Consider the following 24,793-nt stretch of genomic DNA (forward strand, 5'->3'; position numbering starts at 1 on the left):
CCAACTCCCCCCGCCCCCACCCACATCCGGACCTGAGGCTTCCACTCTCGGCAATTCGCGACGAACGGTGACGGAGTGAGTGCGTTATGTGATGTGCTGGGGACCGGCGCTGACAGTCGACCGCAGAACCGGCCGGGCACCGGCCGCCTTCACCTGAGCCCCGGCGGTCGAACCAGCGGTCCCATTCGCCAGTTATCACCAGTTGTCAGCAGTTGTCTCGGGGGCTCGGGGGCTCGAAAGAGGGGCGCACCATGGTGGCGGAGCAGATCCGGCGATGGGAATCGGGCGCTCTCGCCCATGCGGTCAGCGACCCCTTCGGACAGGGCCCGTTACCGTGGCTGCGCGGCAGTGAGAACTACTTCGACGACACCGGCCAGGTCGTCCCCTGGTACGCCGCCCCCACCCTCGGCCGCGAACGCAGCCCCGGCCCCCGTACCGCCGACGACGTACGCCGCCAGATCAAGGGCTTCGCGTCCACCGGCGCCGCCGCCCCCGGCGAGTCCATCGACTTCCACATCACGGTCGACCCGCCCCAGCAGTTCTCCGTCGACATCTACCGGATCGGGCACTACAGCGGCGACGGCGCCTCCAAGATAACCACCAGCCCCCGGCTCTCCGGGATCGTCCAGCCCCCGCCCCTGGCCGCGGACCGTACGGTCTCCTGCCATCACTGGTGGCTCTCCTGGCGGCTCCAGATCCCCTCGTACTGGGCGCTCGGCGCCTACGTCGCCGTCCTCACCACCATCGACGGCTACCGTTCCCACATCCCCTTCACCATCCGCGACAACCGCCCCGCCGACCTCCTCCTGCTCCTCCCCGACATCACCTGGCAGGCGTACAACCTCTACCCCGAGGACGGCCACACCGGCGCCAGCCTCTACCACGCCTGGGACGACCAGGGCCGCCTCCTCGGCGAGGAGGACGCCGCCACGACCGTCTCCTTCGACCGCCCGTACGCGGGCGCGGGCCTGCCCCTGCACGTCGGGCACGCGTACGACTTCATCCGCTGGGCCGAGCGGTACGGATACGACCTCGCGTACGCCGACGCCCGCGACCTGCACGCCGGCCGCGTCGACCCCACGCGCTACCGGGGCCTGGTCTTCCCCGGCCACGACGAGTACTGGTCCGTGCCCATGCGCCGTACGGTCGAGCAGGCGCGCGACCACGGCACCTCGCTCGTCTTCCTCTCCGCCAACACCATGTACTGGCAGGTGGAGCTGGGCCCCTCCGCCTCCGGCGTCCCCGACCGCCTCCTCACCTGCCTCAAACGCCGCGGCCCCGGCCGTTCGGCCCTCTGGCGGGACATCGACCGGCCGGAGCAGAAACTGCTCGGTATCCAGTACGCGGGCCGCGTCCCGGAACCCCACCCCCTGGTCGTACGGAACGCCGGGCACTGGCTCTGGGAAGCCACCGGCGCCGCCGAGGGCGACGAGATCGAGGGGCTGGTGGCGGGGGAGGCCGACCGGTACTACCCCCGGATCTCCCTCCCCGAGCACGAGGACCGCATCCTGCTCGCGCACTCCCCGTACCGCGACAGCGAGAACGCCCGCCGACACCAGGAGACTTCGCTCTACCGCGCCCCCTCCGGCGCCCTCGTCTTCGCCTCGGGCACCTTCGCCTGGTCGCCGAAACTGGACCGGCCCGGCCACGTCGACCCCCGCGTGCAGCGCGCCACCGCCAACCTCCTGGACCGCATCTGCAAACGGGACTGAGGGGCGAGAGGATGGGAGAAGGGAGGGGGTTCCCGCCCGTGTGCGGCGGGGATTCCCGCCCCCCCTGGACGCCGCGACTTCCGGTGTACGGGAGAATCGAGGCGATCTTGAAGACCCACCCCTCGGAGGAACCGTGTCCGGATTCGTAGAAAAGCCCGAGCCCCTGGAGGTTCCGGGCCTCGTGCATCTGCACACCGGCAAAGTGCGCGACCTGTACCGGAACGAGGCCGGCGACCTCGTGATGGTCGCCGGTGACCGCATCTCCGCGTACGACTGGGTCCTGCCCACCGAGATCCCCGACAAGGGCCGGGTCCTCACCCAGCTCTCGCTCTGGTGGTTCGACAAGCTCGCGGACCTCGTCCCGAACCACGTGATCTCCACGGACCTCCCGCCGGACGCCCCCGGCGACTGGGCAGGCCGCACCCTCGTCTGCAAGGCCCTGGACATGGTCCCGGTGGAGGCGGTCGCCCGCGGTTATCTCACCGGCTCCGGACTCGCCGAGTACCAGGAGAGCCGTACGGTCTGCGGGCTCGCGCTCCCCGAAGGCCTCGTGGACGGCTCCGAGCTGCCCGCGCCGATCTTCACCCCCGCCACGAAGGCCGCCGTCGGCGAGCACGACGAGAACGTGTCGTACGAGGAAGTCGCCCGCCAGGTCGGCGCGGAGACCGCCGCGCTGCTCCGCAGGACCACGCTCGACGTGTACGGGCGGGCCCGCGACATCGCCAGGGAACGCGGGATCGTCCTGGCCGACACGAAGTTCGAGTTCGGCTACGACGGCGACCGACTGATCCTCGCGGACGAGGTGTTGACCCCCGACTCCTCCCGTTTCTGGCCGGCCGAGACCTGGGAGCCGGGGCACGCCCAGCCGTCGTACGACAAGCAGTTCGTCCGCGACTGGCTGACCTCGCCCGCCTCGGGCTGGGACCGCGCGAGCGAACAGCCGCCCCCGCCGCTCCCCCAGGAGATCGTCGACGCCACCCGCGCGAAGTACGTGGAGGCGTACGAACGTCTCACCGGCCTCAGCTGGACGTAGCCGGAGACGGAGGAGGACGGCAGGCACGAGAAAACCCCCGGTCGGATGACCGGGGGTTTCCCCTTCTTGAGCGGACGACCAGGTTCGAACTGGCGACCTCAACCTTGGCAAGGTTGCGCTCTACCAACTGAGCTACGTCCGCAAGCGCCTCGGCGCGAGAACTACTATACCCAACCTCGCTCCCGTGCGAGACGCACTGCCGTATGCCGGTTCTCCGCGCCCAGTTTGGAGGCCGCCGAGGACAGGTAGTTCCGTACGGTTCCCTGGGACAGCGAGGCGCGCTGCGCGATCTCCGCGATCGGCGCCCCGTCGGCGGCCAGCTCCAGCACTTCCGCCTCCCGCGCGGTCAGCGGCGAGTCCCCCGCGGAGATCGCGTCGGCCGCCAAATCCGGGTCCACGTAGCGGTTTCCGGCGTGGACGGTACGGATGATCTCGGCGAGCCTGCGCGCGCTGACCGTCTTCGGGACGAAGGCGCGCACCCCCGCCGCCAGCGCCCGTTTCAGGTGGCCGGGGCGGCCGTGGCCGGTCACGATCATCGTCCGGCAGCCGGGCAGTTCGGTACGGAGAGATGTGGCGACCTTCACACCGTCGGCGCCCGGCATCTGGAGATCCAGGACGGCCACGTCCGGCCGGTGGGCCTTCGCCATGGCCAGGGCCTCGGGGCCCGACGCGGCCTCGGCGACCACGACCAGGTCGTCCTCCAGGGCGAGGAGCGCGGCGAACGCGCCCCGGATCAGGTGCTCGTCGTCGGCGAGCAGCACCCGTACGCGCTCGTCCTTGTCGTCCGTCACGCCGCCGCCTCTCCGGTGGGCGCGACGGGCCCGGACGCCGGTACGGGCCCGGATGCCGGTACGGGCCCCGGCAGCGGCAGCGGCACCCGCGCCGTCAGGCGGAACAGGCCGCCGTCCACCCGCCCCGCGTCCAGCGTCCCGTTCAGCACGGCCAGCCGCTCCCGCAGCCCGTCGAGACCGGACCCCTTCCGCACCTCGCGCCGCCCACCGCCCCCCGGGCCACCGGCACCGGCATCCGCCTTCACCTCGGCGGCCTCCCCCGCCCCGTCGTTCTCCACCACCAGAACGGCCGCCGGCGACTCGCCGTGCCCGCACTCGTCCTTGTCCCCGTCCTCGTACGCCTCCGTCAGCCGTACGGTGCACCGCCGCGCGTCCCCGTGCCGCAGCACGTTCGTCGTCGCCTCCCGCACCACCCACGCCAGCGCCGACTGCACGTCCGCCGACAGCCCGCCCCCGTCGTCCCCCTCGATCCGGCAGTCGATGCCCGCCGCCCTCAACACCCCGCGCGCCCCTTCCAGTTCGGTGTGCAGATCCGCCTCCCGGTAGCCGCGCACCACGTCCCGTACCTCCCGCTGCGACTCCTGGGCGATCCGCTGCACCTCGGTCATCGTCGCCACCGCCTCCGGCCGCCCGCGCTCGGCGAGCTGTACCGCCAGCTCGCTCTTCAGCGCGATCACCGCCAGGTTGCGGCCCATCACGTCGTGCAGATCACGGCCGAAACGCAGCCGCTCCTCCGCGACCGCGAGCCGGGACTGGAGCTCGCGGGCCGCGTCCAGCTCCCAGACGGTGTTGAGCAGCCACACCGAGAGGATGTACGTGACGACGATGGCCGCGCCCGCGGACGTGACGGCGAGGACCAGGCCCAACACGTGGACCGAGGACAGCCGCAGCGCCGTCGCCGCGACCCCGGTGGTGACGATCGTGCCCAGCAGCGCGTACGCCATGTGCCAGGAGGTACGCAGCGTCAGCGACATGGCCCCGAGGCCGTAGGTGGCGAACGCGACCAGCAGCACGGCGGCCGACCCGTCGTCGGCGACGGCACCGGCCTTGATCAGGACGAGCACCACCAGGGCGCTCGCCACCGTCAGGGCCGCCGTCGCCAGACCGAGCCGTACGGGCCGCTCGCGCCTGCCGAGCCGCCAGTCCAGCGCCCGGTCCTGGAGGACGACGCACATCGCGGCGTGCAGGACCGCCAGCAGGACCAGCCAGCCCCGGAGCGGGTCGACGCTCCAGACCAGGCTGACCTCGACCAGGCCGAAGGTGTGGAACGTCCACCGGGTGTAGCTCTCGACCTTGCCCGGCTTGCTCTTCCGGTGCCATCGGTCCATCAGCCGGGACATCGCGTCCTTTCCGCCTCATCCTCGTCGTTCCCGGGCCCCGCCTCAGCCTCGTCGGTCCCGGACCCCGCCTCAGCGGCGCGGCTCCCAGCGGAACCAGCGGCGTACGGCGTACACCGCGAGCACCGTCCAGACCACGGCACTGATACCCGCGCCGAGCAGATCCGGCCCGTCCACCCCGCCGATCCAGCCTGCCCGGACCAGCGTCATCACTCCGGTCATCGGCAGCAGCTCGCACACGGACGCCACCCGGTCGGGCAGGGTGTCCAGCGGGACGAACAGGCCGGAGCCGAGCAGCGAGACCAGGAACATCGGCATTGTCGTGATCTGCGCGCTCTCCACGGTACGGGTGAGGACGGACGTCGCCGCCGCCAGCGCCGTGAGCAGCACGATCGCGGCCAGCAGCCCGGCGGCCAGCAGATCGGGCCGCCGGACCCCGCCCACGTCGAGGAACGCGATCCCGGCCGCCACGAGGACCACGCACTGCGCGAGCGCCAGCGCGGCGGCGGGCAGCGCGGTCCCGGCGAGGATCTCGCGGTCGGCGGTCTCGCCCGTGCGGAGCCGCTTGAGCACCAGCTCCTCGCGCCGGGAGGTGTACGCGGAGACGAGGTTCGCGTACACGACCATCAGCAGCACCGTCCCGACGCCACCGGTCAGGGCCGCCTCGGCGACGGTCACCCCGGCCCCGCCCAGGTCGGTGCCTTCGAGTGAGACCTTGATCGAGCCCATCATCGCGATGGGCACGAACAGGGCGGTGAACAGCGCCGTCCTGTTCCGTACGAGCAGCGTCAGCTCGGCCCGCCCGAGGGCGGTGAGCCGCCCGGCGGCCGTGGTGAGCCGGCCCGTACCGCCACCGGCCGCTTCCGTCCCTGCCGTCCCCGCTGTCTCTGCTGTCACTGTCTCCGCCGTCTTCATCGTGCACCCGCCGTTTCCGCGCTGCGCGCCGCGATGTCGAGGAAAGCGTCTTCGAGCGAGGCGGACCGCGCGTCCAGCTCCGCCAGCTGTACGTCCGACTCCCGCGCCCACCGCAGGAGTTCGTGCAGATCCTCCTGGAGTTGCCGGGTACGGATCTCGATCCGCCGCCCCTCCGCGGCGGCCCGCAGCGACAGCGGCAGCTGTTCGGGCAGGACGTCGTGGGGCAGGACGAACCGGATCGTGGCCGGCCGCGCCTCGGTCACCTCCGCCGGTGTGCCGGAGGTCACGATGCGGCCCTGGTGCATGATCGCCAGCCGGTCGGCCAGGGCCTCGGCCTCCTCCAGGTAGTGCGTGGTCAGCAGCACGGTGGTGCCCTCGTCCCGCAGTTCCCGTACCAACTCCCAGGTGTCGCGCCGCCCTTCGGCGTCCAGCCCGGTCGTCGGCTCGTCGAGGAAGAGCACCTCGGGGCGGCCCAGCAGCGCCAGCGCCAGATCCAGGCGCCGCCGCTCGCCGCCCGACAGCTGCTTGACCCGGACCCGGGCCCGCGCGGTGAGCCCGACCAGGCCGAGTGCCTCGTCGGTCGGCCGCGCGCCGCTGGTGCAGCCGGCGCACATCCGTACCGTCTCCGCGACGGTCAGGTCGGAGGGGAAGCCGCCCTCCTGGAGCATCACGCCGATCCGGGGGCGGACGGCGGCGCGCTCGGTGTACGGGTCGTGGCCGAGGATCCGTACGGCTCCGCCGCTCGGGCGGGCGAGGCCCTCCAGCACCTCCACGGTGGAGGTCTTGCCCGCGCCGTTCGTGCCGAGCAGGGCGAACAGTTCGCCGCGTCCGACGGAGAAGGAGACGCCGTCCACGGCGGTGAAGCCGCCGCTGTACGTACGGCGCAGCTCGTCGGTCTCGATGACAGGGTCGTCGGGGTGGGAAGTCGGTGTCATGTCTTCCAGGCTTCCGCCGGACCCGGGCACCCGGCAGTGCGCGCTGTCATCGCCGCAGATGACATTTGTCATCGAGCACGGGACCCGTATCCACGCACACGAAGTAGCCCCACCCACGAAGAAGCCCCCGGTCGAATGACCGGGGGCTTCCCCTTCTTGAGCGGACGACCAGGTTCGAACTGGCGACCTCAACCTTGGCAAGGTTGCGCTCTACCAACTGAGCTACGTCCGCACGGCACCGAGATCAAGCAATCGATGCGTACTTCGCATCACTCTACCTGATCCACCGGAGTGGACCGAAGATCGAGCGATGCAGAGCGGGTGACAGGAATTGCACACTGCGCCTCCCCCTTGGAAAGGGGGCGTTCTACTACTGAACTACACCCGCACGCTGCTTGGGGTTCGGCCCTTCGGCCTTGCCCTTCGGCGTGCTCCAGACTCTAGCCGATCAGCGAGGGTGGTTCCAACTCGGTTCGCCGCCGCGTCGTCCGGCCGCCACGTGGCACCGCCCACGGGTGCCGGCGACCGCCTCCGGCCCGGCACCCGGGCGGTGCCCCGGGCATCAACTCGCTTCTCTGAAAGCCTCGTAGACGCGCTTGGGGATCCGGCCCCTGGCCGGTACCGCCATCTTGTGGGAGAGCGCCCACGCCCGGACGGCCGCCGGATCGGGGGCCAGGGCGGTGTGCCGGTAGGTGACGCGGTTCTTGCCGTTCCTGGCGGCGTTCGTCTGCCTGCGGCCCGCGGCCAGGTAGGGAGCCAGGGCCTTGCGCAGTTTCTTCGCGTTGGCGGGATTGAGGTCGATGACGTACGACTTCCCGTCCAGGCCGAACGCGACCGTTTCCGCCGCTTCTCCGCCGTCGAGATCGTCGGAGAGTGTGACCACTACGCGCTGCGCCACGGATATCGGTCCTTTCTTGCGGTATCGCCTTGCCCGAGGCCGTACGGAAACACGGCTGACGTGCGGCGATACCGGCCTTCCGGCTGTTAAGGGACAATGCAGCTTTCCGCTGTATTCCTTTGTACAGCGGTCGGCCCGGCATTGTGAAGCCCAGCCAATTGCATCAGCGTGTCTCGCGGCAATGGGGGAACCCGACTTTTTCCCGGGATTTTCCCTGGCGTACCACCCTCCGGAAATCATGGCCTGATCTGCGGCGGGGCTTCGGGGGCAGCGTATCCCTGTTCATATCTACTCGCGTAGATTTTCCGGCCGGGTACTCTGAGGGGAGCTCGGGGGGTCGAGGGGGATTCCCCTGGAGAAACACGGCAGAACACAGCAGAACGCGGCGGAACACAGCCGCACCACACCACCGGGAGTGCCCGTGGCACGCGTCGTAGTCGACGTCATGCTCAAGCCGGAGATCCTCGACCCGCAGGGCCAGGCGGTGCAGCGCGCGCTGCCCCGGCTGGGCTTCGAGGGGATCGCCGACGTCCGTCAGGGAAAGCGCTTCGAACTGGAGGTGGCGGGGCCGGTCGACGAGGCCGCCCTCGCCCGTATCCACGAGATGGCCGAGACCTTCCTCGCCAACACCGTCATCGAGGACTTCGTCGTGAAGGTCGAGGAGTCGAAGTGACCGCTCGTATCGGAGTCGTCACCTTCCCCGGCACGCTCGATGACCGGGACAGCCTGCGGGCCGTCCGGATCGCCGGCGCGGAGCCCGTCCCGCTCTGGCACCGCGACAAGGACCTCCACCAGGTCGACGCGGTCGTCCTGGCCGGCGGTTTCAGTTACGGCGACTATCTGCGGGCCGGGGCCATCTCCCGGTTCTCGCCGGTCATGGCCACGGTGATCGAGCAGGCCAAGGCCGGTATGCCGGTCCTCGGAATCTGCAACGGCTTCCAGATCCTCACCGAGTCGCATCTGCTGCCGGGCGCCATGCTGCGCAACAATCACCTGCACTTCATCTGCCGCGATCAGAAACTGCGGGTGGAGCGCGCCGACACCGCCTGGACCGCCGACTATTCCGCGGGCCAGGAAATCTCCGTCCCCCTCAAGAACATCGACGGCCGGTACGTCGCCGACGAGCGCACGCTCGACGAGCTGGAGGCCGAGGGCCGGGTCGCGTTCCGCTACCTGGACGGCAACCCGAACGGGTCGCTCCGCGACATCGCCGGCGTCTCGAACGCGGCCGGCAACGTCGTCGGCCTGATGCCGCACCCCGAGCACGCCGTGGAGCCGCTGATCGGTACGGGCCGTACCGACGGCCTGGGATTCTTCACCTCGATCCTGAAGAAGCTGGTAAGCGCCTGATGACCCTCGACACCGTCAAGCACGCGAGCGGCACGCCCGACGTCGAACTGCCCTGGAAGGAGCTCGGCCTCAAGGAGGACGAGTACCTCCGGGTCCGCGAGATCCTCGGCCGCAGGCCGACCGGCGCCGAGCTGGCCATGTACTCCGTCATGTGGTCGGAGCACTGCTCGTACAAGAGCAGCAAGGTCCACCTCAAGCAGTTCGGCGACAAGGTCCCCGCCAACGACGCCATGCTCGTCGGCATCGGCGAGAACGCGGGCGTCGTGGACGTCGGCCAGGGGTACGCGGTCACCTTCAAGGTCGAGTCCCACAACCACCCGTCGTACGTCGAGCCCTACCAGGGCGCGGCCACCGGCGTCGGCGGCATCGTCCGCGACATCATCGCGATGGGCGCCCGCCCGGTCGCGGTCGTGGACCCGCTGCGGATGGGCGCGGCCGACCACCCCGACACGCGGCGGGTCCTGCCCGGCGTGGTGGCGGGCATCGGCGGGTACGGCAACTGCCTCGGCCTGCCGAACATCGGCGGCGAGCTGGTCTTCGACGCCTGCTACCAGGGAAACCCGCTGGTCAACGCCGGTGCCATCGGCGTGATGCGGCACGAGGACATCCACCTCGCCAAGGCCTCGGGCCCCGGCAACAAGGTGATCCTGTACGGCGCCCGCACCGGCGGCGACGGCATCGGCGGCGCCTCCATCCTGGCCTCCGAGACCTTCGACGACACGAAGCCGTCGAAGCGTCCCGCCGTCCAGGTCGGCGACCCCTTCCAGGAGAAGCTCCTCATCGAGTGCACGCTGGAGGCCTTCGCCGAGAAGCTCGTCGTCGGCATCCAGGACCTCGGCGCGGCCGGCCTGTCCTGCGCGACGAGCGAGCTGGCGTCGAACGGCTCCGGCGGCATGCGCGTCGAGCTGGACGACGTACCGCTGCGCGACTCCACGCTCTCGCCCGAGGAGATCCTCATGAGCGAGTCGCAGGAACGCATGTGCGCCGTGGTCGAGCCCGACAAGGTCGACCGGTTCCTCGCGATCTGCGAGAAGTGGGACGTCATCGCCACCGTCGTGGGCGAGGTCACGGACGGCGACCGGCTGGAGATCTTCTGGCACGGTGAGAAGATCGTGGACGTCGACCCCCGTACGGTCGCGCACGACGGTCCCGTCTACCACCGCCCCTACGCCCGCCCGTCCTGGCAGGACGCCCTCCAGGCCGACGACGCGAACAAGCTGCCGCGGCCCGCGACCTCCGCCGAGCTGCGGGAGCAGGTCCTCCGGCTCCTCGCCTCGCCGAACCAGGCGTCGAAGGCGTGGGTCACGGACCAGTACGACCGGTTCGTGCAGGGCAACACCGTGCTCGCCCAGCCCGAGGACGCGGGCATGATCCGCGTCAACGAGGAGACGGGCCTGGGCGTGGCCATCGCCACGGACGGCAACGGTCGCTTCACGAAGCTGGACCCGTACACCGGCGCGCAGCTCGCGCTGGCGGAGTCGTACCGCAATGTCGCCGCCTCCGGCGCCAAGCCCCTCGCGATCTCCGACTGCCTGAACTTCGGCTCCCCCGAGGACCCGGACGTCATGTGGCAGTTCGCGGAGGCGATCCGCGGTCTCGCGGACGGCTGCCTCCAGCTGGGCACGCCCGTCACCGGCGGCAACGTCTCGCTCTACAACCAGACGGGCGACGCGGCCATCCACCCGACGCCGGTCGTCGCCGTCCTCGGCGTGATCGACGACGTGGCGCGCCGTACGCCGATCGCGTTCAAGGAAGAGGGCCAGCTCCTCTACCTGCTCGGTGACACCCACGAGGAGTTCGGCGGTTCGGCCTGGTCGCAGGTCGTCCACGACCACCTCGGCGGCCTGCCGCCCAAGGTGGACCTGGAGCGTGAGCGGCTGCTCGGGGACATCCTGATCTCGGCGTCCCGCGACGGCATGATCGACGCGGCGCACGACCTGAGCGACGGCGGCCTGATCCAGTCGGTCACCGAGTCCTGCCTGCGCGGCGGGAACGGCGCCCGGCTGGTCGTGCCCGACGGTCTCGACGCCTTCACCTTCCTGTTCAGCGAGTCGGCCGGCCGCGCGGTCGTGTCGGTCCCGCGCAGCGAGGAACTCCGCTTCACCGACATGTGCGGGGCACGCGGTCTGCCCGCGACGCGCATCGGTGTGGTGGACGGCGAGGAGATCGAGGTCCAGGGCGAGTTCGGCATCCCGCTGAGCGAGGTCGCCGAGGCGCACCGGAGCACGATCCCCGCGCTCTTCGGCTGAATCCGGCCGTGGTTGGCTGGGCGCGCACGTGTTCGGACGTGCGTACGCGTCCCGCCGTGCGCACAGGACACGCAGGACCGAGGGATGGACCGTATGGCGTTCGAGTACAAGGTCGTGACGTTCCGGGAATCGCTCATCGGCGACGCCCTGGACAGCGACAAGCTGGAGAAGACGCTCAACAAGCACGCCGAGGACGGGTGGGCCCTCAAGGCCATCACCGCGGCGGACGTCAAGGGCCGCATCGGCCCCGGCGCCGTCGAGGGCCTGCTGCTGACGCTGGAGCGCCCGCGCCAGGCGTGAGGCCGATGTTGTGAGAAGGCCCTGAGCCTCCGCCCGGACCCACCGGCCGGAGGCTCAGGGCCTTTCCGCCCCCGTCCGCCCCCTTCGTTAGCCTCGCGGTCATGCCCCCGGCCAAGAAGCGCACGCGCAAGTACGACTCCGAGAAAATCCGAGCCGCCGTCCTGGCGCAGTTCGCGGCGGTACGGGAAGCCGTCGCCGGGCTCACCGACGAGCGGCTGGCGCTGCCGGCCACCGGGCTCGACGGCTGGACGGTACGGGACCTGGCCGCGCACCTCGCGATGGTCGTCGAGTCGGTCACCCGCGCCGCGGAAGGGCCCGAGGTGGCGCCGGGCGGACCGGTGGTCGGGCTGGACGAGTGGCCGTTCGCGACGGCGGCGTACGCGGACGACATCAGCGAGGACGTACGGGCGCTCGCCGCGTCCGGGCCGGTCGAGGAGGTCTTCGCGCGGGCCGCGGACCGGGTGGTGGCGGCGCTTTCCGGCGCGGCGGACGACCGGCTGGTGCCGGTACGGGTGGGCACGATGCGGCTGGCGGACTTCCTGGTCACCCGGACCGTCGAGCTGGTCGTCCACACCGACGACCTGAACCGCGCGACCGGCCTGACCGTCCCGTACGACCGCCAGGCCCTCGCCGCCTGCACGCGACTGCTCGCCGACGGCCTCGCGGTGAAGGCGCCCGGGGCATCGACCGAGGTACGGATCCCGCCGTACGCGGTGGTCCAGTGCGTGCCGGGCCCTCGCCACACCCGCGGCACCCCACCGAACGTGGTGGAGACGGACCCCCTGACCTGGATCCGCCTGGCCACGGGCCGCACGACCTGGGCGGCGGCCCTGGATTCGGCGAAGGTGAGCGCGAGCGGGGAGCGCGCGGACCTGTCCGGCCTCCTGCCGCTGATGGGCTGATCCCTCCCCGTGCGCGCACGCGTACGGAACCGTCCGCGCGTGTGATCCGTCCCACCCCCATGCAGAAACAGCAGAGCACCGCAGTCACCGCGATCACCGCACTCGCGCTGCTCGCCCTGGCGGCGTGCGGTACCGAGACCAGTTCGACCACGACCACGGGAGCTTCGGGGGAGGACGCCTCCGTGCGGGAGTCGGCGCTCACCGGGGTGCGCTGGAACGTGGAGAGCGTGACGGTCGGCGGGAGAAGGACCGCCGGGGTGGCGGGGACCTCGCTGGAGTTCGGGGACACGACGCAGGCGACGCTGGCCACGGGCTGTGACGAGTACGAGGTGGATGTGTCCGTCGCCGACGACACCGTGACCGTCGGCAAGAAGCGCATGACGGCGACCGCCGACTGTGTGCTGAATCTCGACGCGCTGAACGAGGCGCTGGACGCGGCCTTCGCGGGGAAGCTCACGTCGAAGGTGACCGGCGACCGGCTGACGCTGACCTCCTCCGACGGCGACGTCCTCGCCCTGACCAGCGGGCCTCCCGCGCCCCTGACCGGCACGAAGTGGACCGTGAACGCCCTCGCCTCGGACGGGAGCGCCGCCCGTCTGCCGGCCGGGACTGACGGTTCGGCGTCCTTCACGCTGGCCGCCGACGGTTCCGTACGGGGCAATCTGGGCTGCAACGGATTCAGCGCCCGTGCGAAGGTCTCCGGCGACACCCTCACGTTCAGCCGGGTGATCTCGACAAAAATGGCCTGTACCGGCCCTCGGGCGGCGGTCGAGAAGCACCTGCTGAAGGTCCTGCGCGGCAAGGTCACGTATGAGGTCAACCACGGCGGGCTGTGGCTGACCGGGGCGGACGGCGGACTCGCCGCCCTGCCCGCCACAACCGCCTAGTCACCGCCTGCCAGGGCTTCCGCACCCGCCCGCACGGGTGGCCCACCGCCACCGGCACCCGTGCGCCGATGCCTCCGGCCGGATACGCAACGGAGTGCGGGCACCACGGAACGTAAGGTCCAGAGGGGCGATATCCGGCCACGTCCCATCCCCAATTCGGACCAGTGGTCGATCTCGCCTACACTCGGTGGCGTGCCTCGTGGTGATGGACGACTCAACCACGACCTGCTCCCCGGCGAGAAAGGCCCCCAGGACGCGTGTGGCGTCTTCGGAGTCTGGGCCCCGGGCGAAGAGGTCGCCAAGCTCACCTATTTCGGACTGTATGCCCTACAGCACCGTGGACAGGAGTCCGCGGGCATCGCAGTGAGCAACGGGTCCCAAATCCTGGTTTTCAAGGACATGGGCCTTGTCTCGCAGGTCTTCGACGAAACCTCCCTCGGCTCCCTCCTCGGTCATATCGCGGTGGGCCATGCCCGGTACTCCACCACCGGAGCCTCGGTGTGGGAGAACGCGCAGCCGACCTTCCGGGCCACGGCCCACGGCTCGATAGCGCTCGGCCACAACGGGAACCTGGTCAACACCGCGCAGCTCGCCGAGATGGTCGCCGACCTCCCCAAGGAGAACGGCCGGCCCACGCGGGTGGCCGCCACCAACGACACCGACCTGGTCACGGCGCTCCTCGCCGGCCAGACGGACGACGACGGCAAGCCCCTCACGGTCGAGGAAGCCGCCGCCAAGATCCTGCCCGACGTGCAGGGCGCCTTCTCGCTCGTCTTCATGGACGAGCACACCCTCTACGCCGCCCGTGACCCGCAGGGCATCCGCCCGCTCGTCCTCGGCCGGCTGGAGCGCGGCTGGGTCGTCGCCTCCGAGGGCGCCGCCCTCGACATCTGCGGCGCCTCCTTCGTCCGCGAGATCGAGCCCGGCGAGCTGATCGCCATCGACGAGAACGGTCTGCGGACCCAGCGATTCGCGGAAGCGAAGCCCAAGGGCTGTGTCTTCGAGTACGTCTACCTGGCGCGTCCCGACACGGACATCGCCGGTCGGAACGTGTATCTGTCCCGCGTGGAAATGGGCCGGAAACTCGCGAAAGAAGCACCCGTCGAGGCCGACCTGGTCATAGCGACCCCGGAGTCCGGCACCCCGGCCGCCATCGGTTACGCCGAGGCGAGCGGGATCCCGTACGGCTCGGGCCTCGTCAAGAACGCCTACGTCGGCCGGACCTTCATCCAGCCGTCCCAGACCATCCGCCAGCTGGGCATCCGGCTGAAGCTCAACCCGCTCAAGGAAGTCATCCGGGGCAAGCGCCTGGTGGTCGTGGACGACTCGATCGTCCGCGGCAACACCCAGCGCGCGCTGGTCAAGATGCTCCGCGAGGCGGGCGCCGCCGAGGTCCACATCCGGATCTCGTCCCCGCCGGTCAAGTGGCCCTGCTTCTTCGGCATCGACTTCGCGACCCGCGCCGAGCTGATCGCCAACGGCATGACGATCGACGAGATCGGCGTCTCGCTGGGCGCCGACTCCCTCTCGTACATCTCCCTCGACGGGATGATCGAGGCGACCACCATCGCCAAGCCGAACCTCTGCCGTGCCTGCTTCGACGGCGAGTACCCGATGGACCTCCCCGATCCCGAGCTGCTCGGCAAGCAGCTGCTGGAGACCGAGCTGGCGGCGGGACCGGCCAACGCCGCGGCCGAGGCGCTCCGCCGCCCGTAGTTCCGCATCCGCCGCAGGTCCGCGTCCGTTTGCCGACCACGACGACCGAACGACGACCGAACGACGACAGCATGACGACCGCATGACGACAGGAAAGTACTCAGCCATGTCCGATACGACCACTGGTGCCAGCTACGCCGCCGCGGGCGTCGACATCGAAGCCGGTGACCGCGCGGTCGAGCTGATGAAGGAGTGGGTGAAGAAGACGAAGCGTCCCGAGGTCCTCGGCGGCCTCGGCGGCTTCGCCGGCCTCTTTGACGCCTCCGCCCTCAAGCGCTACGAGCGGCCGCTCCTCGCCTCCGCCACCGACGGCGTCGGGACGAAGGTCGACCTGGCGCGCAAGATGGGCGTGTACGACACGATCGGTCACGATCTCGTCGGCATGGTCGTGGACGACCTGGTCGTCTGCGGTGCCGAACCGCTCTTCATGACCGACTACATCTGTGTCGGCAAGGTCCACCCCGAGCGGGTCGCCGCCATCGTCAAGGGCATCGCGGAAGGCTGCGTCCTGGCCGGCTGCGCGCTGGTCGGCGGCGAGACCGCCGAACACCCGGGGCTGCTCGGCGAGGACGACTTCGACGTCGCCGGCGCCGGTACGGGGGTGGTCGAGGCGGACCAGCTGCTGGGGCCGGATCGTATCCGTACGGGTGACGCGGTGATCGCGATGGCGTCCTCCGGTCTTCACTCCAACGGGTACTCGCTGGTCCGGCACGTGGTCTTCGACCGGGCCGGCTGGTCCCTGGACCGCGAGGTCCCGGAGTTCGGCCGCACCCTCGGCGAGGAACTGCTGGAGCCCACGAAGATCTACTCGCTCGACTGCCTGGCGCTCACCAGGACCACCGAGGTGCACGCGTTCAGCCACGTCACCGGCGGCGGCCTCGCGGCGAACCTCGCCCGGGTCGTCCCGGACGCGCTGCACGCCCGCGTGGACCGCTCGACCTGGACGCCCGACGCGGTCTTCGACGTCGTCGGCCGCGCCGGGAACGTCGAGCGGCTCGAACTGGAGAAGACGCTCAACATGGGCGTCGGCATGATCGCCGTCGTCCCCGGGGAGTCCGTCGACGCGGCCCTGACCACCCTCGCCGACCGGGGCGTGCACGCCTGGGTCGCGGGCGAGATCACCGAGCGCGGCGGCCACGCGACCGGCGCGGCGCTGTCCGGTGACTACGCGAGCTGAGTTCCGGGGGCTTACGCGAGCTGAGGCTGAGGGCCTACGCGAGCTGAGGCCCGAGGCCGGTCAGGAACCAGCCACTCCACCGGCCCGTATCGGCCACCGCACCGGCCGGTACGGCACCGGGCAGCACAGAACCCGGTCCGGGACCGAAGTCCTGGACCGGGTCGGTGAGAACCGCCGGAGAGATCCGGAGATACGCGGACGTCGGAGGTACGGACGTCAAGCGGGTACGGACGTCAAGCGCCGCGGCGCTGCGCCGAGGGCCCGGACTCGTCGTCCTCGTCCTCGTCGTCGTTGTACCGATCCGCATACTGTGCGTACGGGTCATCTTCCTCGTCGTCATCCTCGAACGGCTCCGCGTTCGGTGGCTGACTCGTAGGTGATGCGCCCAGCTCGTTGGCCAGACGCGACAGATCTGTCCCGCCGCTGTTGTACTTCAGCTGGCGGGCGACCTTCGTCTGCTTGGCCTTGGCCCGGCCGCGCCCCATGGCTCGACCCCCTCGGTGACGGGGCTCGACGGCCCCAGAGTCTTGACACGCGTTCATAATTCAGAACGAGCTCTCCGCGGAGAGACCCGTCCGTAGGCTTCAACGGTACCTGCTTCCGCGGCCATACGGTACGCCGCCCGCAGGACGCGCCTCGGCTCCGGACCTGCGAAGCGCGCCGTCCTCGCTGGTCAGCTGCGATTTTAACCTCTTATTGAGGGGCGACCCGCCGACCGGGGGTGAGTCTCGTCTCCCCGCCGGGGTACGGCCGCCCCTCCACGCTCACCAGGGGCGGGCTTCGGCCATCCGGTGCTCGGCGATCCTGTCGGCCGCGGCGGCCGGCGGAATCCCGTCCTCCTTCGCACGTGCGAAGATGGAAAGAGTGGTGTCGAAGATCTTCGCGGCCTTCGCGCGGCACCGCTCGAAGTCGAACCCGTTCAGCTCGTCGGCGACCTGGATGACACCGCCCGCGTTCACCACGTAGTCGGGCGCGTAGAGGATCCCGCGGTCGGCGAGGTCCTTCTCCACCCCCGGGTGGGCGAGCTGGTTGTTGGCCGCCCCGCACACCACCGTCGCGGTGAGGGCGGGCACGGTGGCGTCGTCCAGCACGCCGCCGAGCGCGCAGGGCGCGTAGATGTCCAGGCCTTCGGTACGGACCAGCGTGTCGGTGTCCGCGACCACGCCGACCTCCGGGTAGAGGTCCGTGAGGCGCCGTACGGACTCGTCCCGTACGTCCGTGACCACCACCCGCGCCCCGTCCTGGAGCAGGTGCCCGACCAGGTGGTGCCCCACCTTGCCGACGCCCGCGACCCCCACGGTCCTGCCGCGCAGCGACGGGTCGCCCCACTGGTGCTCGGCGCTCGCCCGCATGCCCTGGAAGACCCCGAAGGCCGTCAGCACGGACGAGTCGCCGGCGCCGCCGTTCTCCGGGGAGCGGCCGGTGGTCCAGCGGCACTCGCGCGCCACCACGTCCATGTCCGCCACGTACGTGCCGACGTCGCAGGCGGTCACGTACCGGCCGCCGAGCGAGGCCACGAACCGCCCGTACGCGAGGAGCAGTTCCTCGGTCTTGATCTGCTCGGGGTCGCCGATGATCACGGCCTTGCCGCCGCCGTGGTCGAGCCCGGCCAGCGCGTTCTTGTACGACATGCCCCGGGAGAGGTTCAGCGCGTCGGCGACGGCCTCCTCGTCGGAGGCGTACGGGTAGAAGCGGGTACCGCCCAGGCCGGGGCCCAGGGCGGTCGAGTGGAGGGCGATGACGGCCTTGAGGCCGCTGCGGCGGTCCTGGCAGAGCACGACCTGCTCGTGGCCACCCTGCTCCGATCGGAACAGGGTGTGCAGGACGCCGTCGGTCACATCGGTCACGGTGGTGACTCCCAAGGTACGAAGCGGCGGAAAGCCCCTCCGGCGGGTGGGGAGGGACCAGTTGGGCACGAGGGTAAGTCCCCCGGGGGGTGTGGTTCGGCCGCAGTGCCCAGGATCACCCTCCCGGGGGGTGCGGGCATGGGACGATCCCGTCATGCCGGCGGTGTCTTCTGTACTTGTCCCTTACGCGTCCTACCTGCGGGTGTACGAGCCGCTGGCCGCCTTTCCCGAGCCCGAACGGAGCCACTGGGCGCGATATGCCCGGCGGGACCGTACGCCGACCGCACAGGACGAACTACGGCGTTCCCTGGCCGACTTGCTGCCCACGCCCCCGGTCCCCGTACCGGTCCACGAGAGCGGCGACGCCTTCGTGACGGAGGTCGACGGCGTGGTGTGCGTCTGCCCGTGGCGGACCCGGCTGCGCGGCTGGCTGGCGCTGGAGGAGCTGGGGGACGTCCTGCCGCTGCCGCTGCTGGACGCCGTGCTGCCGCCGGTGGTGCGCGGGCAGGCGGCGGCGGACTACGAGCGCTGGCGGGACCGGAACCCGGACGCGCGGCCGTGGATCAGGACGGCGGTCTGGCAGGTGCCGGTGCGGTGGTTCACGCTGTTCTCGGACGCCGAGCGGCTGTACGAGCCGGCCGGCGACGGCGCGCCCGTGATGCGCTACCGGACCGAGATGGTCCAGGCGCGGCGGCGGCTGGCCCGCGCGCTGAAGACGCTGCGGGAGTCGGTCGACGACGGGCCGCTGATCGACGGTCTGGTGGACGTCGGGCGGTGGCTGGAGGAGTTCCACCCGCGCTCGCTGGTCGAGCTGGACTACGGCGGTCTGGTGTACGTCCTGTCGGAGGCACAGCTGGCGGGGGACCGCTCGGCGGCCGACGTGGCGGCCGGGATCGCGGCGCTGCGGGACGGGGACGGGGCGGGCGCGGGGGAGGCGTACGGGCGGCTCACCGAGCGCTGGAAGGCGATCCGGGACATGCAGTTCGCGAACTGACGCGCGGAACGGGGCGCGCTCCTTGGTTCAGACAGGTGTGGTCATGTCTGCACCTGTCCAGGCCGGAAGTCCCGATCCGGGCCTATACCCCCCAAGCGTGACGGACCGCACTAACGGGGCTCTTGCGCCCATCACCCCTCCTCGTGTCAAAATAGGACAAGGAGTCCGGGGAGGGCTCCTTCCGTCTCCTTCCGTCCAAGTCGGGGCGGAATGCTCAGCATTGCACGCTATGCGGGGGGTGTTGGTGACTCCCGATGACTCTGTGACTGATCGTCACTGGGGCATGACTGTCCGCTATGGCATGGTCCATCGGCTTCCGCCGCTGATGAACACCTCAGAGGGCAATTCCATCGGTTTGGCCGACGTGGCTGGACGGATGGTGTAGTTGTAGTGCCGAGGACAAGCCGTTCGTCCTATAACCGACTCGGCCTGCGTCTGCCATTTCGGGCAACGTGGGTCAAGGTGCAGAATTTAGAGGAAAGAACCGAGATGGTTCGGTTCTCCCGAGGAGGCCGCTCATGACCGCTCGCACCCCTGACGCCGAGCCGCTGCTGACCCCGGCTGAGGTTGCCACGATGTTCCGTGTGGACCCGAAGACGGTCACACGCTGGGCAAAGGCCGGCAAGCTCACGTCCATCCGCACGCTCGGTGGGCATCGCCGGTATCGCGAGGCAGAGGTTCGCGCACTGCTTGCGGGTATTCCGCAGCAGCGCAGCGAGGCCTGACCAACCGATCAGGGCTCAACCGCCTGACCTCACCGTCAGGTACCGACCAACCAGGGAACAGCCGGGCCCCCAACTCGGTCTCCCGCCCCCTTAGCTCCACGCGACGGGTGCCTGCCCCAACAGGCCCCATGCCCTCACCATGTGGGCGAGTCGTCGGCCGCGCTGGACTCCGCCGAGTTCAGCGCGGTCTTTTTTGTGCCCCGGAAACGGGCTGTCAGGTCCCTGTCGGGATGCTGTGTGGAGGGTGTGACGGATGCTTCTGGAGGGGTTCGGAGGAGGGTGCAATTGCACATATTAAATTGCCGGATTGTAGGGCGTGCGTAAGTGACCCTCTGGTAGAAAATGGTTCGGTGACTCCCGTCACACTTCTGGAGCCTTGCCAACGACGGTTCGGCACCTGCCCCGATCACCATGATTCAGTCCTGGAGTCACTCTTCCGTGTCTGGATCGGCATCCGTGACGGTCGCGGACACCGGTTCCATGGCGAGCCGTTGGAGGCGGTGGCAGATCGCACAGCGCCTGGTGAGGTGCCGGTGGCCGGACGCGGCCGCCAGATGGGCGCGCAGCAGCGCCCCTGTCTCATGTCTCGGTTGTCCCGGCTGCCTTGTCGTCGGTGCCGCCACGCCCACCACCCCCGGTGCGGGTCCCCGGCCGCGTGAAGGGGACCCTCATCTGTAGGTACCCCCGCCCGAAGACGTCGTCAAGGCGGCTCGGAGGGCCGGCGGCGGATTTGGACCTTCCGTGACTGCGGCGTTGACGGGCCTTTTCCCGTACGAGAGGACCGCTTGCCCACCCCGTGAGGACCGGCCGGGAAGCGCGCACACGAAGAAGGCCCCGCGTCCACGACGCGGGGCCTTCTCGATACTGCGGTCCTGACGGGATTTGAACCCGCGGCCTCCACCTTGACAGGGTGGCGAGCACTCCAAACTGCTCCACAGGACCAGATTCGCGACCGGTTCACCCGGCTGCGAAACGAGACTCTACAGCAGCTCGGAGGGTGCGGTCGAACTGACCGGCGGCCGGGCCCCGGTCACGGGGCCGCCGCGTCGATCGCCTTCACGATGCGCTTGTCCGAGACGGGCTGCGACGTCCCCAGCGCGTGCGCGAAGTAGCTCACCCGCAGCTCCTCGATCATCCAGCGGATGTCCAGGACCTCCCGGGGCACCGGCCTCCCGCGCGGCAGCTGTTCGAGCAGCCACGCGTACTCGTCCTGCATCTCGTGGACCTTCTCCATGCGCGTCGTGTCGCGCTGGACGTTGGTCGGCATCTGCTGCAACCGCCGGTCCACCGCGACCAGGTAGCGCATCAGGTCGGGCAGCCGGCGCAGTCCCGTACGCGTCACGAAGCCGGCCGGCACGAGGGCCGCCAGCTGGTCCCTGACGTCCTGCACGTTGTTGATCAGGACCAGGCTGTTCGTGGCCTTCAGACGGCGCTCACAGGCCTGCCAGGCCGCCAGGATCTCCTGCACCTGGCCGACGGTCCGTACCGTCGCGTCGACGAGGTCGGCGCGGACCTTGTCGTACAGCTTCCGGAACGATTCCTCGTCCCAGGCAGGGCCCCCGTGGTCGGCGATCAGCTTGTCCGCCGCCGCCGTGGCGCAGTCCTCGAACAGCGCCTGCACCGAGCCGTGCGGATTGCGGGACAGCGCCAGCTTGTGCTGGTTGGTCAGCTTGTCCGAGGCGAACTTGGCCGGGTTCACCGGGATGTTGAGGAGGATCAGCCGCCGGGTCCCCGCCCACATCGCCTGCTGCTGCTCGGCCTCCGTGTCGAAGAGCCGTACGGACACGGACGCGCCCTGGTCGACCAGCGCGGGATACGCCTTGACCGGCTGCCCGGCCCGCCGCGTCTCGAAGATCCGTACCAGCGAACCGATCGTCCAGTCCGTCAGCCCCGACCGCTCGATGGCCTCCCCGCCGTCCCGCTCCGCGGTGGCCGCGGCGGCCTTCGAGAGGGCCTGGCGGGCCTTGGGGCGCAGCTGGAGCTTGAGCGCGTCCAGATCCTTGTCCTCGGCGATCCGCTTGCGCCGCTCGTCCACGATCCGGAACGTGATCTTGAGGTGGTCGGGGATCCGCGACAGGTCGAAGTCCTCGCCCCGCACGGGCACCCCGACCATCCGCTGGAGCTCCCGGGCCAGCGTGACCGGCAGCGGCTCCTGGAGGGGCACCGCGCGCTCCAGGAAGGCCTTCGCGTAGTTCGGGGCCGGTACGTAGTGCCGGCGGATCGGCTTCGGCAGCGAGCGGATCAGCTCCACCACGACCTCCTCGCGCAGGCCGGGGATCTGCCAGTCGAAGCCCTCCGAGGTGACCTGGTTGAGGACCTGGAGCGGTACGTGCACGGTCACGCCGTCCGCGTCCGCGCCGGGCTCGAACTGGTACGTCACCCGGAACTTGAGGGCGCCCTGCGCCCACGAGTCCGGGTAGTCGTCCTTGGTGACGGACCCGGCGGCCTTCTCCCGGATGAGCATCGACCGCTCGAAGTCGAGCAGCTCCGGCTCGTCCCGCCGCTTCGCCTTCCACCACGCGTCGAAGTGCGCCCCCGAGACGACGTCGTCCGGCACCCGCTCGTCGTAGAAGTCGTACAGCGTCTCGTCGTCCACGAGGATGTCGCGGCGCCGCGCGCGGTGCTCCAACTCCTCGACCTCGCCGAGGAGTTTGCGATTGTCATGGAAGAACTGGTGGTGCGTGCGCCAGTCGCCCTCCACCAGCGCGTTGCGGATGAACAGCTCGCGGGAGACCTCCGCGTCGATCCGGCCGAAGTTGACCTTCCGCTGGGCGACGATCGGCACGCCGTACAGCGTGACCTTCTCGTACGCCATCACGGCCGCCATGTCCTTCTCCCAGTGCGGCTCGCTGTACGTCCGCTTGAGGAGGTGGCCGGCGAGCGGCTCGATCCACTCCGGCTCGACCTTGGCGTTGACCCGGGCCCACAGCCGCGAGGTCTCCACCAGCTCGGCGGACATGATGAACCGCGGCGGCTTCTTGAAGAGCGCCGAACCGGGGAAGATCGCGAACTTGGCGTTGCGGGCGCCCAGATACTCGTTCTTCACCGAGGCGCCCTTGCCCGTCTCGCGCCCGGCCTCCTTCACGTCCTTCATGCCGATGTGCGACAACAGGCCCGCCAGCAGCGAGACATGGACGGCCTGGTCGGGCGCGTTCGTGTCGTCGTCGCCCAGCCGGAGGCCCATCTGCTTGGCGACCGTACGCAGTTGGGAGTAGATGTCCTGCCACTCCCTGATCCGCAAAAAGTTCAGGAACTCCGACTTGCACATCCGGCGGAACGCGGAGGACGACAGGGCCTTCTGCTGCTCGCGTACGTACCGCCACAGGTTGAGGAAGGCCAGGAAGTCGGACGTCTCGTCGCGGAAGCGGGCGTGGTGCTGGTCGGCCTGGGTCTGCTTCTCGGCGGGGCGCTCGCGCGGATCCTGGATGGAGAGCGCGGCGGCGATCACCATCACTTCCCGTACGCACCCGTTGCGGTCGGCCTCGATGACCATCCGCGCCAGACGCGGGTCGACGGGGAGCTGCGAGAGCTTGCGCCCGAGGGGCGTGAGCTTCTGCCCCTTCTTCCCCTCCTGGGCGGACTTCTGCTCCGGGTCGAACGCGCCCAGCTCCTGCAACAGCTGCACGCCGTCCCGGATGTTGCGGTGGTCCGGCGGGTCCAGGAAGGGGAACTTCTCGATCTCGCCCAGCCCGGCGGCGGTCATCTGGAGGATGACGGAGGCCAGGTTCGTACGGAGGATCTCGGCGTCCGTGAACTCGGGGCGCGAGTCGAAGTCGTCCTCCGAGTACAGCCGGACGCAGATGCCGTCCGACGTACGGCCGCAGCGGCCCTTGCGCTGGTTGGCGCTGGCCTGCGAGATCCGCTCGATGGGCAGCCGCTGGACCTTGGTGCGGTGGCTGTAGCGGGAGATGCGGGCGTTGCCCGGGTCGATGACGTACTTGATGCCGGGGACGGTCAGCGAGGTCTCGGCGACGTTGGTCGCCAGTACGATCCTGCGACCGCTGTGGCGCTGGAAGACGCGGTGCTGCTCGGCGTGCGAGAGCCGGGCGTAGAGGGGGAGCACTTCCGTACCGCGCAGCTTGCGTTTCTCCAGGGCGTCGGCGGTGTCGCGGATCTCACGCTCGCCGGAGAGGAAGACCAGGATGTCGCCGGGGCCCGCCGCCTGGAGTTCGTCGACGGCCTCGGAGATCGCGGTGATCTGGTCGCGGTCGCCGTCGTCGCCCTCCTCCTCCAGGAGCGGGCGGTAGCGGACCTCCACGGGGTACGTACGGCCGGAGACCTCCACGATGGGCGCGTCGCCGAAGTGGCGCGAGAAGCGTTCGGGGTCGATCGTCGCCGACGTGATGACGACCTTGAGGTCGGGGCGGCGGGGCAGCAGCTGGGCCAGATACCCCAGCAGGAAGTCGATGTTGAGGCTCCGCTCGTGGGCCTCGTCGATGATGATCGTGTCGTACGCCAGCAGGTCGCGGTCCGTCTGGATCTCCGCGAGCAGGATGCCGTCCGTCATCAGCTTCACGAACGTCGTGTCCTGGTTCACCTGGTCGGTGAAGCGCACCTTCCAGCCGACGGCCTCGCCCAGCGGGGTGTCCAGCTCCTCGGCCACCCGCTCGGCGACCGTGCGGGCCGCGATCCGGCGGGGCTGGGTGTGGCCGATCATCCCCCGGACGCCACGGCCCAGTTCCAGACAGATCTTGGGGATCTGGGTCGTCTTCCCCGACCCGGTCTCGCCCGCGACGATCACGACCTGGTGGTCGCGTATCGCCTCCAGGATCGTGTCCTTCTTCTGGCTGACGGGCAGCTGCTCGGGGTACGAGACCGCGGGCACACGCGCGCCGCGTGCCCGCGTCCGCCCGGCGGCCTTCTCGGCCTCGCGGGCGATCTCGTCGAGTACGGCTTGCCGCGCCTCGGGCTTGCGGATGCGCCGGGAGCCTTCGAGCCGGCGGCCGAGCCGCTGCGCGTCGCGCAGCGAGACCTCGTCCAGCAGGGTCGACAGGTCGGCGAAGGAAGTAGACATACCGAGCCCAG

21 protein-coding genes and 4 tRNA genes are annotated in these 24,793 nt (G+C 70.2%); 12 read left to right on the plus strand and 13 right to left on the minus strand.

The genetic code is table 11. The features are described 5' to 3' along the window. Nucleotides 1–251: 251 nt before the first annotated feature. Nucleotides 252–1,712, plus strand: a complete 1,461-nt coding sequence (locus tag GT042_RS22125) for a N,N-dimethylformamidase beta subunit family domain-containing protein (RefSeq protein WP_161310473.1) — start codon at nucleotides 252–254, stop codon at nucleotides 1,710–1,712. A 133-nt stretch (nucleotides 1,713–1,845) separates the two neighbouring features. Further along, nucleotides 1,846–2,745, plus strand: coding sequence for a phosphoribosylaminoimidazolesuccinocarboxamide synthase (locus tag GT042_RS22130; RefSeq protein WP_161310474.1), 900 nt, complete (start codon nucleotides 1,846–1,848; stop codon nucleotides 2,743–2,745). A 69-nt stretch (nucleotides 2,746–2,814) separates the two neighbouring features. On the opposite strand, the gene GT042_RS22135 is transcribed toward GT042_RS22130, so the two are convergent. The 8 genes from GT042_RS22135 to GT042_RS39295 form a co-directional block, all read right to left on the minus strand. Further along, a tRNA-Gly gene (locus tag GT042_RS22135) sits at nucleotides 2,815–2,887 on the minus strand. A 22-nt stretch (nucleotides 2,888–2,909) separates the two neighbouring features. Beyond that, nucleotides 2,910–3,536, minus strand: a complete 627-nt coding sequence (locus GT042_RS22140; RefSeq protein ID WP_161310475.1) for a response regulator transcription factor — start codon at nucleotides 3,534–3,536, stop codon at nucleotides 2,910–2,912. After that, on the minus strand, nucleotides 3,533–4,864 hold the full coding sequence (locus GT042_RS22145; protein ID WP_237531061.1) for a histidine kinase: 1,332 nt from the start codon (nucleotides 4,862–4,864) through the stop codon (nucleotides 3,533–3,535). Before GT042_RS22145 ends, GT042_RS22140 begins: the two co-directional genes overlap by 4 nt. A gap of 81 nt (nucleotides 4,865–4,945) precedes the next feature. Then, entirely contained in the window at nucleotides 4,946–5,665 is a 720-nt protein-coding gene (locus GT042_RS22150; RefSeq protein ID WP_237531065.1) for an ABC transporter permease, read from the minus strand. A 119-nt stretch (nucleotides 5,666–5,784) separates the two neighbouring features. Continuing rightward, nucleotides 5,785–6,723, minus strand: a complete 939-nt coding sequence (locus GT042_RS22155; protein WP_161310478.1) for an ABC transporter ATP-binding protein — start codon at nucleotides 6,721–6,723, stop codon at nucleotides 5,785–5,787. A gap of 159 nt (nucleotides 6,724–6,882) precedes the next feature. Further along, nucleotides 6,883–6,955, minus strand: a tRNA-Gly gene (locus tag GT042_RS22160). 84 nt (nucleotides 6,956–7,039) lie between these two features. Next, nucleotides 7,040–7,111: transfer RNA gene (locus GT042_RS22165), tRNA-Gly, on the minus strand. A gap of 174 nt (nucleotides 7,112–7,285) precedes the next feature. Continuing rightward, the gene (locus tag GT042_RS39295) at nucleotides 7,286–7,621 is read right to left on the minus strand and encodes an Lsr2 family protein (protein WP_345943863.1); all 336 of its coding nucleotides are present in this window, start codon (nucleotides 7,619–7,621) and stop codon (nucleotides 7,286–7,288) included. Nucleotides 7,622–8,042: 421 nt separating this feature from the next. Between GT042_RS39295 and purS the strand changes: the two genes are divergently transcribed. The 8 genes from purS to purM all read left to right on the plus strand — a co-directional run bounded on the left by purS (nucleotide 8,043) and on the right by purM (nucleotide 16,202). Beyond that, complete coding sequence (gene purS / locus GT042_RS22175; RefSeq protein ID WP_161310479.1) at nucleotides 8,043–8,294, plus strand: phosphoribosylformylglycinamidine synthase subunit PurS; 252 nt, start codon at nucleotides 8,043–8,045, stop codon at nucleotides 8,292–8,294. Next, nucleotides 8,291–8,971 carry a phosphoribosylformylglycinamidine synthase subunit PurQ gene (gene purQ / locus GT042_RS22180; protein WP_161310480.1) on the plus strand — a complete coding sequence of 227 codons (681 nt, stop codon included), beginning with the start codon at nucleotides 8,291–8,293 and terminating at the stop codon, nucleotides 8,969–8,971. Before purS ends, purQ begins: the two co-directional genes overlap by 4 nt. After that, nucleotides 8,971–11,220, plus strand: coding sequence for a phosphoribosylformylglycinamidine synthase subunit PurL (gene purL, locus GT042_RS22185; protein ID WP_161310481.1), 2,250 nt, complete (start codon nucleotides 8,971–8,973; stop codon nucleotides 11,218–11,220). Before purQ ends, purL begins: the two co-directional genes overlap by 1 nt. 84 nt (nucleotides 11,221–11,304) lie before the next feature. Continuing rightward, nucleotides 11,305–11,520, plus strand: coding sequence for a DUF4177 domain-containing protein (locus tag GT042_RS22190; protein ID WP_202533434.1), 216 nt, complete (start codon nucleotides 11,305–11,307; stop codon nucleotides 11,518–11,520). A gap of 101 nt (nucleotides 11,521–11,621) precedes the next feature. After that, nucleotides 11,622–12,422: a maleylpyruvate isomerase family mycothiol-dependent enzyme gene (locus GT042_RS22195; protein WP_161310482.1), complete on the plus strand. Its 801-nt coding sequence runs from the start codon at nucleotides 11,622–11,624 to the stop codon at nucleotides 12,420–12,422. A gap of 41 nt (nucleotides 12,423–12,463) precedes the next feature. Continuing rightward, nucleotides 12,464–13,309 carry an META domain-containing protein gene (locus GT042_RS22200; protein ID WP_161310483.1) on the plus strand — a complete coding sequence of 282 codons (846 nt, stop codon included), beginning with the start codon at nucleotides 12,464–12,466 and terminating at the stop codon, nucleotides 13,307–13,309. A gap of 192 nt (nucleotides 13,310–13,501) precedes the next feature. Beyond that, entirely contained in the window at nucleotides 13,502–15,025 is a 1,524-nt protein-coding gene (gene purF / locus GT042_RS22205; protein ID WP_161310484.1) for an amidophosphoribosyltransferase, read from the plus strand. Nucleotides 15,026–15,131: 106 nt separating this feature from the next. Continuing rightward, nucleotides 15,132–16,202, plus strand: coding sequence for a phosphoribosylformylglycinamidine cyclo-ligase (purM, locus tag GT042_RS22210; protein ID WP_161310485.1), 1,071 nt, complete (start codon nucleotides 15,132–15,134; stop codon nucleotides 16,200–16,202). A 233-nt stretch (nucleotides 16,203–16,435) separates the two neighbouring features. On the opposite strand, the gene GT042_RS22215 is transcribed toward purM, so the two are convergent. Further along, nucleotides 16,436–16,687 carry a DUF3073 domain-containing protein gene (locus GT042_RS22215; RefSeq protein WP_161310486.1) on the minus strand — a complete coding sequence of 84 codons (252 nt, stop codon included), beginning with the start codon at nucleotides 16,685–16,687 and terminating at the stop codon, nucleotides 16,436–16,438. A 279-nt stretch (nucleotides 16,688–16,966) separates the two neighbouring features. Further along, nucleotides 16,967–18,049, minus strand: coding sequence for a Glu/Leu/Phe/Val dehydrogenase dimerization domain-containing protein (locus GT042_RS22220; RefSeq protein WP_161310487.1), 1,083 nt, complete (start codon nucleotides 18,047–18,049; stop codon nucleotides 16,967–16,969). Nucleotides 18,050–18,203: 154 nt separating this feature from the next. On the opposite strand from GT042_RS22220, the gene GT042_RS22225 reads away from it, so the two are divergent. Together GT042_RS22225 and bldC are read left to right on the plus strand one after the other, a co-directional pair. Further along, nucleotides 18,204–19,043 carry a hypothetical protein gene (locus GT042_RS22225; RefSeq protein WP_161310488.1) on the plus strand — a complete coding sequence of 280 codons (840 nt, stop codon included), beginning with the start codon at nucleotides 18,204–18,206 and terminating at the stop codon, nucleotides 19,041–19,043. 518 nt (nucleotides 19,044–19,561) lie between these two features. Beyond that, nucleotides 19,562–19,768, plus strand: a complete 207-nt coding sequence (gene bldC, locus GT042_RS22230; protein ID WP_003949541.1) for a developmental transcriptional regulator BldC — start codon at nucleotides 19,562–19,564, stop codon at nucleotides 19,766–19,768. Between the two features lie 428 nt (nucleotides 19,769–20,196). Here the strand turns inward: bldC and GT042_RS40150 are convergent, their stop codons facing one another. From GT042_RS40150 to hrpA, 3 genes are all read right to left on the minus strand, one after another. Then, a complete protein-coding gene (locus GT042_RS40150; protein WP_345943864.1) occupies nucleotides 20,197–20,400 on the minus strand; it encodes a DUF6274 family protein in 204 nt (67 codons plus the stop codon). A gap of 235 nt (nucleotides 20,401–20,635) precedes the next feature. Then, nucleotides 20,636–20,710 (minus strand) — tRNA-Asp (locus GT042_RS22240). Nucleotides 20,711–20,798: 88 nt separating this feature from the next. After that, nucleotides 20,799–24,782, minus strand: coding sequence for an ATP-dependent RNA helicase HrpA (hrpA, locus tag GT042_RS22245; protein WP_161310490.1), 3,984 nt, complete (start codon nucleotides 24,780–24,782; stop codon nucleotides 20,799–20,801). Nucleotides 24,783–24,793 lie beyond the last annotated feature (11 nt).

It is taken from the genome of Streptomyces sp. SID3212, from assembly GCF_009865405.1.
GTDB lineage: Bacteria > Actinomycetota > Actinomycetes > Streptomycetales > Streptomycetaceae > Streptomyces.

Coding starts and splice junctions, on each gene's coding strand:
- GT042_RS22125 (WP_161310473.1), top strand. CDS start 252: ATGGTGGCGGAGCAGATCCGGCGATGGGAATCGGGCGCTCTCGCCCAT.
- GT042_RS22145 (WP_237531061.1), bottom strand. CDS start 4,864: ATGGACCGATGGCACCGGAAGAGCAAGCCGGGCAAGGTCGAGAGCTAC.
- GT042_RS22155 (WP_161310478.1), bottom strand. CDS start 6,723: ATGACACCGACTTCCCACCCCGACGACCCTGTCATCGAGACCGACGAG.
- purL (WP_161310481.1), top strand. CDS start 8,971: ATGACCCTCGACACCGTCAAGCACGCGAGCGGCACGCCCGACGTCGAA.
- GT042_RS22190 (WP_202533434.1), top strand. CDS start 11,305: ATGGACCGTATGGCGTTCGAGTACAAGGTCGTGACGTTCCGGGAATCG.
- GT042_RS22195 (WP_161310482.1), top strand. CDS start 11,622: ATGCCCCCGGCCAAGAAGCGCACGCGCAAGTACGACTCCGAGAAAATC.
- purM (WP_161310485.1), top strand. CDS start 15,132: ATGTCCGATACGACCACTGGTGCCAGCTACGCCGCCGCGGGCGTCGAC.
- GT042_RS22215 (WP_161310486.1), bottom strand. CDS start 16,687: ATGGGGCGCGGCCGGGCCAAGGCCAAGCAGACGAAGGTCGCCCGCCAG.
- GT042_RS22225 (WP_161310488.1), top strand. CDS start 18,204: ATGCCGGCGGTGTCTTCTGTACTTGTCCCTTACGCGTCCTACCTGCGG.
- bldC (WP_003949541.1), top strand. CDS start 19,562: ATGACCGCTCGCACCCCTGACGCCGAGCCGCTGCTGACCCCGGCTGAG.
- hrpA (WP_161310490.1), bottom strand. CDS start 24,782: ATGTCTACTTCCTTCGCCGACCTGTCGACCCTGCTGGACGAGGTCTCG.